The sequence below is a fragment of the Diaphorobacter sp. LR2014-1 genome (assembly GCF_002916785.1).
GTDB lineage: Bacteria > Pseudomonadota > Gammaproteobacteria > Burkholderiales > Burkholderiaceae_C > Diaphorobacter > Diaphorobacter nitroreducens.
In genome coordinates, this window is sequence record NZ_MTBE01000005.1 from 170,578 (window position 1) to 184,138 (window position 13,561).

Here is a 13,561-nt window from a genome sequence, read left to right on the forward strand (position 1 = left end):
CCTTATGAGTCGGAATCACGCAGGCTCGGGCCTTGGCTGGAACTGCCGCCATCGCCGCTACGCAGCGTGTGGGCGGCGGTCGTCGCGGCATGGGTGAGCTGCTGCCTGCGATGCAGGCGCTTAGCCCAGGCGGGTTGTTCGGCAGACGGAGCCGATCCGGCAGCGTCAGGGCCGGCGGGTGCGGCGCCGGAGGCCGGCGCGTCATCGGGCCGAAAGGCCGCCGCCATGCGCTCCTTCATTGAGCGCGCCCCATCGGCCACCTTCTGCCCGGCCGCTTGGGCGCCGGTCTTGGCAACATTGCCCACGCCAGCGGCGGCGCCCTTGAGGCCGCCACCGGCCGAAGCGGAGCCGGCCTGATAGGCCGACTTGGCGCTGCCTGCGGTCGATGCCATCGAGCGAGCGGCGGCCGGTGCCATGCGCGCTCCAGCCGCTACGGCGCTACCCACCCCAGAGGCCGCGGCACCGACGGCCACAGCAGTTCCGGCCGCGCCGATGGCAGCACCGGCCATCGCCCCAGCGCCAAGCTGCGGCCCACCGGACACCAGCCCAGTCGCAATGCCCGGCCCGAAGATGCCCAGTGCGAGCATGGACAGCGAGGCCAGCATGATGACCAGAGCGTTGTCGATAGAGGGCTCTGCCCCAGCGGGAATCTTGAACTCGGCGAACAAGCCCGAGCCAATGCCCACGATGACGGCGAGCACCAGCACCTTGATGCCCGAGGACACCACGTTGCCCAGCACCTTCTCGGCCAGGAACGCCGTTTTGTTCCAGAGCGCGAACGGCACCAGAACGAAGCCCGCCAGCGTGGTCAGCTTGAACTCGATCAGCGTGACAAAGAGCTGCACCGCCAGCACGAAGAAACTGACGATGACCACCAGCCAGGCGAAGAACAGCACCACGATCAGGTCGATGTGGACGAACACCTCGGGGAAGCCTGCCAAGTCGCCGATCTGCTTGAAAATGGGCGCCGCAGCTTCCACGCCCACCTTGGCCAGGTGGCCCGGTTGCAGAAAGTTGTCCATGCTCAAGGTCGAGCCGCTGGCCGTCAGGCCCAAGCCGGCGAACGAGCGGAATACCACGCCGGCCAGCATGTTGAAGTTGCCGATGATGTAGGCGAAGGCGCCCACGTACAGCACCTTGCGCAGCAGCTTGGCGATCACGTCTTCGCCCTGGCCGCTGGCATGGCCAAGTGCCCAGAACAGCCCGGCGAGCGTCATGTCAATGACGATCAGCGTGGCCGTGAGGAACGCCACTTCGCCCTGCAGCAGCCCAAAGCCCGAGTCGATGTAGCGCGAGAACGTGTCGAGGAATCGGTCAATGACCGTCACGTCATTCATGGCCGTACCCGTCAGTTGCCGTAGAAATGGACGGTCTGTGGCGTGTACGGCGTGCCGTCGCCAATGAAGCGCCGCCGCACTTCACGCCCACGCTCGGCCGCGGCCGCCTGCCGGGCCTGTTCCAGCGAGGCCGCGCGATCCTGCGTGAGCTGCAGGCGCTGCGTCTGAATGGATTGCTTGGCCTGCAAGGCCAGCAACTGGTTCATGACCTGCATGGCTTGCAGCGCACCGACGGCGGACTGGCTCTTGCCCACCAAGTCGGCCAGCACACCTTCGTCATCCTTGAGGTTCTGCGAGGCCTGGGCTTGCATCTGCATGGTGGTCTGCAAGCTGGTGAGCGTGTTCTTCCAACGTTCCTGCGCATCCCGGTACATCTGGTCGCCGCTCACGGTGGCGGCGTACTGCTCGGGATACAGGCGCTTGAACTCCTTGTCCAGGTTCACCACGTCATAGGCCAGGCCCTTGGCCTGGTCAATCAGCCGCTGGGTCAGCGCCAGGTTGGCGCGCAACTGGCCGACGACGCTGGACGGCAGGCTCGCCAGATTGCGTGCCTGGTTCCTCAGCATCTGGGCCTCGTTCTCAAGCTGCTTGATCTGGTTGTAGATCTGCTCCAGCGTCTGGATGGCCGTCAGCGTGTTCTGGATCAGGTTCGTGGGGTCGATCACGACCCATTGCGCATGGGCGGTGGTGGTGCAAAGCACGGCCGCGATGGCGGCAGCGACAAGACGCTTCTTCATGATGGGTTCTCCTGTGTTTGAGGGGACGGGAACGAGGACAACAGCTCGGCGGCCCAATGCAGGCCGCGGTGGCGCAGCCACGCGGCTGCAAACAGGGTGGAAGCGGAAGGCGTGGAGGTGGTGGCCGCAGCGAGCACCGCGTCGATGTCGCGCTGGTCTTGCGGCGTGGATGCGCCCGCGAAGGCCAGCGTTGCCAGCCCCAGGTCGAGATCGAACAGGCGGTTGCCGAGACGGGATTGGTAGTAGTAGTCGCGCTTCGGAACTGCCGTGGCGACGATCTGAATCTGGCGCGAGTTCAGCCCGAAGCCCTCGTAGATCGTGCGAATCTGCGGCTCCATCGCTTGCGGATTCGGCAGAAAAATCCGACTCGCGCAGCTCTCGATGATCGCGGGCGCGATGCTCGAATCCTTGATGTCTGCGAGCGATTGCGTGGCGAAGATGACGCTGACGTTCTTCTTGCGCAGCGTCTTGAGCCACTGGCGGATGCGCGCCGCGAACACCGGGTCATCGAGGAACAGCCACGCTTCATCGAGGATCAGCAGCGTGGGCGCACCGTCGAAGCGTTCATCGAAGCGCGCAAAGAGGTAGTGCAGCACGGCCATGACGGCAGCCTTGCTGTGCATCAGCTCTTCCATCTCGAAGCACTGCACGGAGCCAGCGCCCAGACGGTCCGAATCCGCATCCAGCAGCTTGCCGTGCGCGCCGCCGAGCACATAGGGCGCGAGCGCCTGGCGCAGCGCGTTCGATTGCAGCAGCACCGACAAGCCGGTCATCGTGCGCTGCTCCAGCGGAGCACCGGCCAGGCTCCCCAGCGCCGACCAGATGGCCGCCTTCTCCTCGGGGCCAACAGCCACGCCTTCGTGCAGCAACCGCCCCTCAACCCACTCGGCCGCCCAGGTGCGGTAGCCCTCGCGGTCGATACGGGCCAAGGGTTGGAAAGCGATCTCGCCATCCATTCCAAGGTCGTAGTGCTCGCCGCCCAGGCCCAGGATGGTGGCGCGCATGGAGCGCCCCATGTCAAAGGCGAAGATGCGCGAGCCGCGATAGCGGCGGAACTGCATCGCCAAGGTGGCGAGCAGCACCGACTTGCCCATGCCGGTCGGGCCGGCCACTAGCGTATGGCCCACGTCGCCGATGTGCGTGACCAGCCGGAACGGCGTCGCGCCTTCGGTGCGGGTCACGATCAGCGGCGGTCCGTCGAGATGGTCATTGCGCTCGGGGCCGGCCCAGACCGCCGACACCGGCATCAGGTGCGCCAGGTTCAGCGTCGAGACGATGGGCTGGCGCACGTTGGCGTAGGCATGACCCGAAATCGACGACAGCCAGGCATCGACCGCATTCAAGGTCTCGGGCATCGTCACGAAGCCGCGCCCCTGGATGACGCGCTCCGCCATGCGCAGTTTCTCGTCGGCCACGGCGGCATCGGTGTCCATGACGGTGACAGTCGCCGTCAGGTAGCCAAAGGCGACTTGATCGCTGCCCAGTTCCTGCAACGCGGCGTCGGCGTCGGCCGACTTGTTGCTGGCATCGGTATCGACCAGCGGGCTTTCCTGCTGGAAGATCGTTTCGCGCAACAGCGCGATCACGTTCTTGCGCTTGGCGAACCATTGGCGGCGCAGGCGGGAAAGCTCCTTTTCCGCATCGGCTTTGTCCATGCAGAGGAACCGGGTTGACCAACGATAGGCAAAGCCGAGGCGGTTGAGGTCGTCCAAAATCCCCGGCCAGGTCGAGCTCGGAAAGCCCCGCACCGTCGCCACCCGCAGGTGCTGGTCGCCCAACATCGGCGCCAGCCCCCCGATCAGCGGTGCGTCGGCCAGCAGCGCATCCAGGTGGAATGGCACCTCGGGCACGCCCACGCGGTAGCGCCGCGTGGAGATAGTCGAGTGCAAATAGGTCAGCGTCTGCCCATCATCGAGCCACGCGATCTCCGGCATCACTCCGTCGAGCAGATCGAAGACGCGATCCGTCTCCGCGACGAAGGCTTGCAGCCGCTCGCGCCAGTCCACGCCTTCGGTGGGGCGGTTCTCGTACAGCAGGCCCGCTGCGCGAGCGCGTGATTCCTCAGCAGGCAGGTACACCAGCGTGAAGTGGTAGCCGCTCTCGAAGTGGTTGCCAGAGTCCTCGAAGGCCGCGCGACGCTCTTCATCGACCAGCCACGACAGTGGCTCGGGAAACTCCGAGTGCGGATAGTCCGCCGCTGGGTGGCGCTCGGCCTCGATGAACAAGGCCCAGCCCGAACCCAGCCGGCGCAGCGCGTTGTTCAGCCGCGCCGACGTGGAAATCAACTCGCCCTGTGTGGCGCTATCCAGATCAGGCCCACGAAAGCGTGCCGTGCGCTGGAAACTGCCGTCCTTGTTCAAGACGATGCCAAGCCCAACAAGGCCAGCCCAGGGCAACCAGTCGGCCAGCAGCGCGGGCCGCTGGCGGTATTCGGCAAGGTTCAGCATGGCATCCCCCTACACGTCCAGCAGCGGTCGGTGCTTGATGTGGCGGGCGAAGACCTGCATGAACTGCGGATCGACACGTGCGCCCCAAACCGCCAGCGAATGGCCGGCGATCCAGAGCACCACGCCGGGAATCCACATCTGCAAGCCCAGGCCCACGGCGGCGGCCAGCGTGCCGTTGGTGATGGCCACGGTGCGTGGGGCACCGCCCATCAAGATCGGCTCGGTCAGCGAACGGTGCAGCGGAATCTCGAAACCAGGGGCGAAGCCGGAAGCGAACCCCTGCACGCCATCGTGGGCCGCGTTCATACGACCGCCCCGCCCGAGAAGCTGAAGAACGACAGGAAGAACGAGGACGCGGCAAACGCGATCGACAGACCGAAGACGATCTGGATCAGCTTGCGGAAACCGCCCGAGGTATCGCCGAAGGCCAGCGCCAGGCCCGTGGCGATGATGATGATGACCGCGATGATCCGGGCCACCGGCCCCTGGATGGATTCGAGGATGGATTGCAGCGGCCCTTCCCAGGGCATCGAGGAACCCGCGGCCTGGGCCGTGCCCGCGAGCAGCAGCATCAGCGCCGCCAGCACCAGACCCTGCAGGGCCGGACGAGCCAGGCCATCCAGTCGCGCGGAGCCGGAGCGGCGAGGAAACGGATTTGCGGAAATACGGAAAGCAGGAACGATCATCTGCGTCATGGCAGTTCTCCAGAGTGGTCAGGGGACAGGGAGGAAAGGTCGGACTGCGGCAGCAGCTCCGGAAATGGAGCCTCCAGCGCATCCGCCAGTTGGTAGCCCACGCCGTCGAAGCCGACGACGCGGGCGATGCTCTCGATGCGGCGCTTACGCCCGCGTCCGGCGATGTGGATCACCACGTTGACCGCTTCGGCGATCAGCGCACGGGGCGGGTTCACCGCCACTTCGAGAATCAGTTGCTCCAGACGCAGCAGCGCGCCCAGCGCGGAGCCGGCGTGGATCGTGGCGATGCCGCCCGGATGGCCGGTGCCCCAGACCTTGATGAGATCCAGCGCCTCGGCGCCGCGCACCTCGCCGACGACGACGCGATCCGGCCGCAGGCGCATGGACGATCGCACCAGCTCCGTCATGGACACGACGCCCTGCCGCGTGCGCAGCGGGACGTGGTCGCGGGCCGCGCATTGCAGCTCCACCGTGTCTTCGAGCACCAGCACGCGGTCGCCGGTGGCGGCGATTTCGGCCAGCAACGCATTGGCGAGCGTGGTCTTGCCCGTGCTGGTGCCGCCGGCGATCAGGATGTTCTGGCGCTCGCGCACGGCGTGCACCAGCAAGCCCGCCTGCGCGGCGGTCATCATTCCGTCCTCGATGTAGCGCGACAGCGGGATCACACCGACAGCGCGCTTGCGCAGGGCGAAGGCCGGCCCCGGCGCGGCCGGTGGCAGGATGCCCTCGAAGCGTTCGCCGGTTTCCGGCAGCTCTGCTGTCAACAGCGGTTGGCCGCGATGCACCTCGGCACCGACATGGGCGGCCACAAGGCGGATGATGCGTTCGCCGTCTGCTTCGGACAGCTCCACGCCCATCGGTGAGCGCCCCGATGAAAGCCGGTCGATCCACAAGGTTCGATCCGGGTTGAGCATGATTTCCACCACGTCCGGGTCTTCGAGCGCGGAGGCGATCAACGGCCCCATCGCCGTGCGCAGCATCTGGATGCGTCGGTCCAGCGAAACAGCAGTGAAGGATGGAACGGCGCTCATGACGAACGCTCCCCCGTGTGCTGCGGCACCTCCTCCATCCGCATCGGATCAGGGTGCAGTTCCTCCACCACGCCCCTTACCAGACTGCGCCCGCGCAGCAGGTGGCGGCCAAGCTGTTCGACAAACTGCTCGAAGCGCGCCTTGCCCTGAGCGCGGGCCGCTTCCTGATGGGCTTCCGGCACGGGTGTGCTGACGGTCAGGAAGTAGCGGATGAACAGTGCCAGAGTCTCGATCTGGATGTTCTGGTCGCGCTCCAGCCGTTCGGCGTGGCGAGACAGGCGATCCAGCCGCTTGGCGATGGCCGCTTCGCGCTGGTCACCCGTGTCGGGCGACAGCCAGGACGCTAAGGCGGCAGCGACGATGCTGGACTTGGAAACGCCCTTGGTGGCAGCCAGTTCATCGAGTCGTTTGCCGTGTTCGGGTTGGATGAAGACATTGAGGCGGTGTTGGGTCATAGGTCAATTCCGTCGTCAGGGTCAAGGGATGCCAGCCGGGCCGTGCGCTGCAGGGCCGGATCGAGCTGGCGCGGAAGGGGAAGCGGCGAGTCGTCGTCATCGAGCAGCGCGAGGTCGGCGACGGACGCGGCCAGCTCGGGGTCGTAGGCGACGGCCTCAGTTAGTTCGGGCTGGCGGCGTGGCCCGCCGTCGTCGGACGCAGCGAAGCCGTCGGTGGCTTCGGACGCGGACGCGGAAGCGACCGGCACGGCAGGAATCGCCAGGCTGCTCCAGTCGTCCGGGCGCTGCGGCGGCACGTCGGCGTACTGCCCGTCCGCTAGCACTGGCGGCGACAGCACGCGGCGCTTGAAATTGGCGTCCGCGTAATAGCGCAGCTTCTTCGCACGGATCGGCGCCATGCTGGACACCATCACCACGGCCTCGTCGGGTGGTAGCTGCATCACTTCGCCCGGCGTCAGCAGCGGGCGCGCGGTTTCCTGGCGCGACACCATCAGGTGGCCCAGCCACGGCGCGAGCCGATGGCCCGCGTAGTTGCGCTGCGCGCGCAGTTCGGTGGCCGTGCCCAACGTTTCGGAAATGCGTTTGGCCGTGCGTTCGTCGTTGGTGGCGAAGGTCACGCGCACATGGCAGTTGTCGAGGATCGAATGGTTCTGGCCGTAGGCCTTGTCGATCTGGTTGAGTGACTGCGCGATGAGGAAGCTGCGGATGCCGTAGCCCGCCATGAAGGCCAAGGCCGTCTCGAAGAAATCCAGGCGCCCCAGCGCCGGGAACTCATCGAGCATCAGCAGCAGCTTGTGACGGCGCGCTATCCCGTCGGAGCCGTCCAGCGATTCGGTAAGACGCCGCCCGATCTGGTTGAGGATCAGGCGAATGAGCGGCTTCGTCCGTGAGATGTCCGAAGGCGGCACCACGAGGTACAGCGATACCGGATGCTCGGCCGAGATCAGATCAGCGATGCGCCAGTCACAGCGCGAGGTGACTTCGGCCACCGTGGGATCGCGGTACAGGCCGAGGAACGACATAGCCGTGGACAGCACGCCCGAGCGTTCGTTGTCGCTCTTGTTGAGCACTTCGCGCGCCGCTGAAGCCACCACCGGATGCGGCCCACCACCTTCCTCATTCACGAGGTGTGGCGTGGTCATCATCCGGTGCAAGGTCAGCTCGAAGGGGCTGGCCGGGTCGGACAGGAAATTGGCGACGCCGCGCAGCGTCTTGTCTTCGCCCGCGTAGAGCACATGCAGGATCGCGCCGACCAGCAGCGCATGTGAAGTCTTCTCCCAATGGTTGCGCTTCTCCAGCGCGCCTTCGGGATCGACCAGGATGTCCGCGATGTTCTGCACATCGCGCACTTCATGCGCACCGCGCCGTACCTCCAGCAGCGGGTTGTAGGCCGCCGACTTCGCATCCGTGGGGTTGAACAGCAGGCAGTGGCTGAAACGGCTGCGCCAGCCTGCGGTGATCTGCCAGTTCTCGCCCTTGATGTCGTGGATGACTGCCGATGCCGGCCAGCTCAACAAGGTGGGCACCACCAGGCCCACGCCCTTGCCCGAGCGCGTAGGCGCGAAGGTCAGGACGTGTTCCGGGCCTTCATGCCGCAGGTACTGGCGGTCGTGCTGGCCCAGGAACACGCCGGCTGGTTGCGTGAGGCCCGCCTTGCGAATGTCCTGCGCGTTAGCCCAGCGCGCAGAGCCGTAGGTCGTGACGAGGCGCGCTTGGCGCGAGCGCCAGACCGACATGGCGATGGCAACGCCCACGGCGACCATGCCGCTGGCGCCGGCAATGGCGCCGCCGGTGTCGAATACTTCAGGTGCATAGGCGCCGAAGAAGAACCACCACTCAAACAGTTTCCAGGGGTGGTAGATCGACGTGCCAAGGAAGTCGAACCAGGGCGAGCCAAGGCGTACTTGATAGCCAAGGGCCGCTGCTGTCCATTGCGTGGCGCTCCATACGCCAGCGATCACGATGCCGAATACCACGGCAATCTGACCGAACAGCACGTTCGTCCCTTGCATAACCTTGCCTCCGATTTCTTCTGCGCTGATTCCCTGTTGGAAGTGGCACAACAACGTGCCGTAGGCGTCAGGATCAGTGGTCGGGTCAGTGCCGGTCAAAGACCGTTATCGGGATGGAGATGCTGAAAAGAACATCATTTCAAGCAGGCGCGCACACAACGAAAACGCCGCAAGCAAAAGCGCATTGCGGCGTATCGGGCAAGAAAATCGTGCTGCGTTGCAGGCAGCAGACATTTCAGAACTTCGGTGGTTTCTCAGACGGGGTGTATGGCGTTGTCCCTTCACCAAGGAAGCGTCGGCGCGTGGCTTCGGCCACCCGGTTGCACAGCGCATCGCCTAGCTTGGCGCGATCCAGCTTGCACTGCTGGCGAAGTTCCTTGAGCCGCTCAGGGTTGGCCGTCAGTGATTCCACCGTGTCAGTGGGCTCAGGCTTGCTGCAGCCGACCAACACCACAGAGAAGGCCGCCGCAAGGGGCAGCATCATGAATTCGCGCATGGCGTACCTCCGCTATTTCTCGTCATTGAGCGCTTCGCCCTGGCTCGTCCCATTGGACTGCAAGCGCTCGATGAAGCGCGCCAGCGCCTGCGAGGGCTCGCCATCCCGGCGAAGGAGATAGGTCGTCAGCATGGGCGGCGTGCCCGCCAGCGGACGGCCCACGATGTTGGGCTCACGGCTGGAGGCGATGTGTGCGGCACCGGCCAAACCCAACGCAAGCCCAGCCGACACCAGCGCCATCATCAGATCGAAGGTGGCCACACGCTGCGCGATCAGCGGCTCCTGCACTTGTTGGCGCAAGAAGCGATCTACCTGGCGGGCATGCCCCTCGCAGAAGGCTGGATCGCCCAGTGCCAACGGGTAGCGCAACACCTCTTCCAATGGAATACGCTTGTGACTGAGTACGGGGTGGCGTGCCGGAACGGCCACCATCAGCTCATCGTCCCACACAGGCTCAACCAAGATACCGTCGCCGGCGTCTTCGGCCATGGAGAAACCAGCGTCGTACAAGTCATCATGCAGGCCCTTGATCTGCTGGGCCAGGGGCACGTCGAACAGGCGGATCTCGATTTCGGGGTCTTCTTCGCGGCAGCGGGCCAACAAGGCCGGCAGGCGTGACGGGGTGATGCCGTCGGACAGCGCAATGCGCAGTTGACCATGGAAACCGTTGGCAGCTGCTTTCACGCTTTCACGAGCCTGCTCTACGACAGTGAAGATGCGTGGCACATGCTCCAGGAACAGCTTGCCCGCAAGAGTCAGCCGCGTGCAGCGGCTGGTGCGCACGAATAGTTGCACGCACAGTTCCTCTTCCAATTCTTTAATGGCACGCGACAGCGGGGATTGCTCCATGTGCAACTTCTCTGCCGCTCGTGCGAAATGTAGCTCTTCAGCTACGGCAAGAAAGCAGCGAAGATGACGAAACTCCATATAACCGCCTTCTGTTTATACCGAGCTGGAACCACCTGCTCCTCGATGCAATTCCTGCTCAGTGTTTTAACAAAGCAAGAAAATTCGTCGCCTATCTAAAAATCCCGCTATGCGTTTTCTCATCAAACACTCAACTTCATTGAAAATCAATGAAAACTACATTTATAGATTTTTGCCAATTGATGTCGTCAAATTCAATTTTCATACGCCAACCATCTTGAAGATTTATTCAAGACAACAAGAGGAATCCAGCAGCATATCCTCAAAGAATGCGCCAAATCGGTTTTCGGGATCAAGAATATGAATCTCCAATATCCATCGCATCGGAGATGGGTGTGCTTCATATTCCGCTAAATCCCCTTTGTATATGGCTGCATGCGGAAAATCAGAAATCCTGTGGCCAGGTAAGTCAAAATTTAGCCGCCACCCCATAGATTCTGCAGTTATTCTTGCGAATTCATAAAGCTCGCGCCCAGTCAGTTTTTTCTTTTCCCAAACGCTCCTGACTTCATGAAAAAGGCGTTCGGCGTCCTGAGCGCATCGCCCTTGAAGAGCACTCTGACCAACCGTGAATGTTTTTCCGGCATCACCCTCCCAGGCGTTGAAGCGCGGTGCAATGTCCAAGAAGAAAATATCATTTTCTTGAAGCACAACACCAGGGACGGAGTTCACCCTCATCGGTTTGGTGGTGTTGCTGCCAAAGCGAACTCGTGTCGGGTGCCAACTCAAGGCTAGGCCCGCGTCCAGCAGAACTTGCTTAGCCATGGCTACAGCATCTTCCTCAATCATGCCGGGAAGAATTCTCTTAGAGATATCGCGAATGGCCTGTTGCGTTTTTTGACGAGCGACCAACATTCCATCCACGGAGAAAGCAGGTCCTACGCGCTCTGCAGGATTTGCATTGAATTCGATCATTGAATTTGCCTTGCTGCTGATTTTTTGGGCATACATATCTGAGCCAATTCATATATCCGACATCAGATGGAAAAACAGCTTAGCAAGCGAACGGCTGCATTGGAGGTACAACTGCCATCGTATCGGGCCAAGCGATCCACAGATTCGGCCAGAAAGCTCGGCAAAAGCGTGGCAAGAAGGCGCTGCTTTGTATAATTGCAGCGTCAAGCATCCGTGCTCAGAGCATCAATGCTAATATGCCAAGAGCAGTAGTTGATTGTGAAGCTACTAGGCGTTGACCCCAAGAATGTGCGCATGAAAACCATCGGGATCATTATCTTTGAAAGCTCGCAATCGTTGGATATTGCAGGCCCAATGGACGTGTTTTCCGAGTCCAATTTATTTCTCTTGCCGGAGGAGAGATATAGATTAATCACCATTGGAGCGGATGCCAGCCTAATTCGCTGCTCTAACGGCCTGCGCATGCTTGCCGATCACCACTGGAGCGACGTAAAAGAGCCGGTTGATACTCTTTTAGTCGCTGGAGGCAGCAGCGATCTTCACGAACGAGACTTTTCGCCTGAGTTTTTTCGATGGCTACGTGATTTTTCCAAGAAATGTAATCGCCTGGGCTCTATCTGCAACGGCGCCTTCATTTTGGGACGAGCGGGACTTCTCGACAATCGCACCGTAACAACACACTGGGATTCAGCCAGCATTCTTGAAAAAATCTGCCCCTCAGCCCATGTCTTGCCAGACAAAATTTATATTGAAGACGGCAATCTTTATACGTCTGCCGGCGTAACTGCGGGCATCGATCTTTCGCTTTTTCTGCTGCGCCAGGATAAGGGTTCCCTTATCTCCCTCAATGTTGCCAAGCGCCTGATTGTTCTGATGCAGAGAATCGGGGGGCAATCGCAGTTCAGTCCATACATCAATGTTTATGCGGAGGCTGATTCCCCGATTTCCAAAGCGCAGCGCCATGCGCTTGAAAACCTGCGAAATCCTCTCTCGATGCCGGAGCTGGCGGAAGTTGCACAGATGAGTGTGCGTAACTTCTCCCGGCAGTTTCTGAAAGAGCTTCAAATAACGCCTTCGGAGTTTGTGGAACGGGCACGTGTGGATGCGGCCCGATCCATGCTGGAGTGCAGCGCCACGCCCTTGAAAACGATTGCCTTTGAATGCGGCTTTGTGGATTCAGAACGCATGCGCAGAGCCTTTGTGCGGTGCGTGGGCGTCACTCCTCAGCAGTACCGAAGCACATTCAATCCCGTCAACGAATAGCGTCTTTCGATGCTGCCGGAATATCGATTGTCATGCGCTTGTGGCAATCAATGGCTGCAGCCAACACCTGTGCATCTGCATCGCGAGGACCGATGATGGACATGCCTACCGGTGCTCCATCCACATTGCGCCACGGAAAGCTCACCTGCGGAAGCCCTGCCAGCCCTGCGATGCAGAGCAACTGCTGTGCCGTTTCCCGCATGCGCTGCAATCCATGAGCCGTGGTATCGCGCATGGGCGCCGGCCCCGGAACAGTAGGTAGCAGCACGAATGCACCTGTATCCGTGAACAGCTTATCCAGCATGCGGGTAGCGGCATCTCGGACGGTTTGCCACACCGCCAAGTCTTCTTGAGCGGCTTGCGAAGCGAACCCGAACCGGGCGCGGACATCAGCCCCCAATGCTGCGCCGTGTGCTGTCACCCAATCGCCGTGGATGCTCCAAGTTTCCGCTCCTGCCAGGATACGGTGGGCTTGCGCCCACTGTGCAAGAGGAAGTTCGCCGGCAGGTAACCACTGCCCATTCAGGCCGAGTCGCTGCAAATCGTCCACGAACATGGTGCGAACGTCAGGGTCACACGCATGCAGGGCGTCTTCAAGCAGAAGTATCCGCAGGTTAGGTATGGCCTCTTGTACAGCTTCATTGGCGATCACGGCATGGATGCGTGCCATGTCTTCACCGGACCTTGCAAACCAGCCGACGGTATCGAAGCTGGGTGCCAGTTTGAATCCCCCACCCGGCAAGCGCCCTTGCGTCGTCCGGATGCCCCAGACACCGCAATAGCTAGCTGGCAACCGGCAGGAACCACCGGCGTCGGTGCCGAGCGCGAAGTCCACGTCGCCAGCGGACACGGCAGCAGCCGAGCCAGATGATGAACCGCCTGGCAGTCGCCCCGGCGCACCGGCGTTGTGGGGCATGCCATAGTGATGATTGATACCTGCAAGGCTGTAAGCCAGCTCGTCCGTGACCGTCTTACCGATCCAGTGCGCGCCTGCTTCCAGGCACTGTCGCACCGCTGGTGCACTTTCTTTGGCGATAGGTTGTTGCGCTCCCCAGGCCGGCGTTCCGCCCCCCATGCGTTGACCCTGCACAAGGAATACATCCTTGACCCCCATGCGCATGCCGGCCAGGGCATTGCCAGTCAGCGTAAAAGGCGGAGGAGTGCCGAAACTCTCACGTACAAAGGCTCCGCCAAGCCCCGGTTGCAGCAAATCATTGCGATCCGCGTTGTCAAGCATAGGCATATC

13 protein-coding genes are annotated in these 13,561 nt (G+C 62.3%); 1 reads left to right on the forward strand and 12 read right to left on the reverse strand.

Annotation, left to right across the window (positions count from 1 at the left end):
• Nucleotides 1-2: 2 nt before the first annotated feature.
• The 11 genes from trbL to BV908_RS06825 all read right to left on the reverse strand — a co-directional run bounded on the left by trbL (nt 3) and on the right by BV908_RS06825 (nt 11,088).
• Nucleotides 3-1,337, reverse strand: coding sequence for a P-type conjugative transfer protein TrbL (gene trbL, locus BV908_RS06775; RefSeq protein WP_103737611.1), 1,335 nt, complete (start codon nt 1,335-1,337; stop codon nt 3-5).
• An 11-nt stretch (nt 1,338-1,348) separates the two neighbouring features.
• Entirely contained in the window at nt 1,349-2,074 is a 726-nt protein-coding gene (trbJ, locus tag BV908_RS06780; RefSeq protein WP_103737612.1) for a P-type conjugative transfer protein TrbJ, read from the reverse strand.
• Nucleotides 2,071-4,521 (reverse strand): conjugal transfer protein TrbE, encoded by a 2,451-nt coding sequence (gene trbE / locus BV908_RS06785; protein ID WP_103737613.1) that lies wholly within the window; start codon nt 4,519-4,521, stop codon nt 2,071-2,073. The genes trbJ and trbE overlap by 4 nt, the downstream gene beginning before the upstream one ends.
• Before the next feature lie 9 nt (nt 4,522-4,530).
• On the reverse strand, nt 4,531-4,827 hold the full coding sequence (locus BV908_RS06790; RefSeq protein WP_103737614.1) for a VirB3 family type IV secretion system protein: 297 nt from the start codon (nt 4,825-4,827) through the stop codon (nt 4,531-4,533).
• On the reverse strand, nt 4,824-5,216 hold the full coding sequence (locus tag BV908_RS06795; RefSeq protein WP_103737615.1) for a TrbC/VirB2 family protein: 393 nt from the start codon (nt 5,214-5,216) through the stop codon (nt 4,824-4,826). The genes BV908_RS06790 and BV908_RS06795 overlap by 4 nt, the downstream gene beginning before the upstream one ends.
• Nucleotides 5,213-6,247, reverse strand: a complete 1,035-nt coding sequence (gene trbB / locus BV908_RS06800; RefSeq protein WP_103737616.1) for a P-type conjugative transfer ATPase TrbB — start codon at nt 6,245-6,247, stop codon at nt 5,213-5,215. Before trbB ends, BV908_RS06795 begins: the two co-directional genes overlap by 4 nt.
• Nucleotides 6,244-6,702, reverse strand: a complete 459-nt coding sequence (locus BV908_RS06805; RefSeq protein WP_103737617.1) for a CopG family transcriptional regulator — start codon at nt 6,700-6,702, stop codon at nt 6,244-6,246. Before BV908_RS06805 ends, trbB begins: the two co-directional genes overlap by 4 nt.
• On the reverse strand, nt 6,699-8,714 hold the full coding sequence (locus tag BV908_RS06810) for a conjugal transfer protein TraG (RefSeq protein WP_103737618.1): 2,016 nt from the start codon (nt 8,712-8,714) through the stop codon (nt 6,699-6,701). Before BV908_RS06810 ends, BV908_RS06805 begins: the two co-directional genes overlap by 4 nt.
• 235 nt (nt 8,715-8,949) lie before the next feature.
• The gene (locus BV908_RS06815) at nt 8,950-9,210 is read right to left on the reverse strand and encodes an EexN family lipoprotein (RefSeq protein WP_103737619.1); all 261 of its coding nucleotides are present in this window, start codon (nt 9,208-9,210) and stop codon (nt 8,950-8,952) included.
• Between the two features lie 12 nt (nt 9,211-9,222).
• Nucleotides 9,223-10,137, reverse strand: a complete 915-nt coding sequence (locus tag BV908_RS06820; RefSeq protein ID WP_103737620.1) for a LysR family transcriptional regulator — start codon at nt 10,135-10,137, stop codon at nt 9,223-9,225.
• A gap of 225 nt (nt 10,138-10,362) precedes the next feature.
• A complete protein-coding gene (locus BV908_RS06825) occupies nt 10,363-11,088 on the reverse strand; it encodes a M24 family metallopeptidase (protein ID WP_246867460.1) in 726 nt (241 codons plus the stop codon).
• Between the two features lie 258 nt (nt 11,089-11,346).
• On the opposite strand from BV908_RS06825, the gene BV908_RS06830 reads away from it, so the two are divergent.
• Nucleotides 11,347-12,315, forward strand: a complete 969-nt coding sequence (locus BV908_RS06830) for a GlxA family transcriptional regulator (RefSeq protein ID WP_103737650.1) — start codon at nt 11,347-11,349, stop codon at nt 12,313-12,315.
• On the opposite strand, the gene BV908_RS06835 is transcribed toward BV908_RS06830, so the two are convergent.
• Entirely contained in the window at nt 12,305-13,558 is a 1,254-nt protein-coding gene (locus tag BV908_RS06835; protein ID WP_246867461.1) for an amidase, read from the reverse strand. The two genes, BV908_RS06830 and BV908_RS06835, sit on opposite strands and share 11 nt — an antisense overlap.
• Nucleotides 13,559-13,561: the final 3 nt, after the last annotated feature.

Coding starts and splice junctions, on each gene's coding strand:
- trbL (WP_103737611.1), bottom strand. CDS start 1,337: ATGAATGACGTGACGGTCATTGACCGATTCCTCGACACGTTCTCGCGC.
- trbJ (WP_103737612.1), bottom strand. CDS start 2,074: ATGAAGAAGCGTCTTGTCGCTGCCGCCATCGCGGCCGTGCTTTGCACC.
- trbE (WP_103737613.1), bottom strand. CDS start 4,521: ATGCTGAACCTTGCCGAATACCGCCAGCGGCCCGCGCTGCTGGCCGAC.
- BV908_RS06790 (WP_103737614.1), bottom strand. CDS start 4,827: ATGAACGCGGCCCACGATGGCGTGCAGGGGTTCGCTTCCGGCTTCGCC.
- BV908_RS06795 (WP_103737615.1), bottom strand. CDS start 5,216: ATGACGCAGATGATCGTTCCTGCTTTCCGTATTTCCGCAAATCCGTTT.
- trbB (WP_103737616.1), bottom strand. CDS start 6,247: ATGAGCGCCGTTCCATCCTTCACTGCTGTTTCGCTGGACCGACGCATC.
- BV908_RS06805 (WP_103737617.1), bottom strand. CDS start 6,702: ATGACCCAACACCGCCTCAATGTCTTCATCCAACCCGAACACGGCAAA.
- BV908_RS06810 (WP_103737618.1), bottom strand. CDS start 8,714: ATGCAAGGGACGAACGTGCTGTTCGGTCAGATTGCCGTGGTATTCGGC.
- BV908_RS06815 (WP_103737619.1), bottom strand. CDS start 9,210: ATGCGCGAATTCATGATGCTGCCCCTTGCGGCGGCCTTCTCTGTGGTG.
- BV908_RS06820 (WP_103737620.1), bottom strand. CDS start 10,137: ATGGAGTTTCGTCATCTTCGCTGCTTTCTTGCCGTAGCTGAAGAGCTA.
- BV908_RS06825 (WP_246867460.1), bottom strand. CDS start 11,088: ATGTATGCCCAAAAAATCAGCAGCAAGGCAAATTCAATGATCGAATTC.
- BV908_RS06830 (WP_103737650.1), top strand. CDS start 11,347: ATGAAAACCATCGGGATCATTATCTTTGAAAGCTCGCAATCGTTGGAT.
- BV908_RS06835 (WP_246867461.1), bottom strand. CDS start 13,558: ATGCCTATGCTTGACAACGCGGATCGCAATGATTTGCTGCAACCGGGG.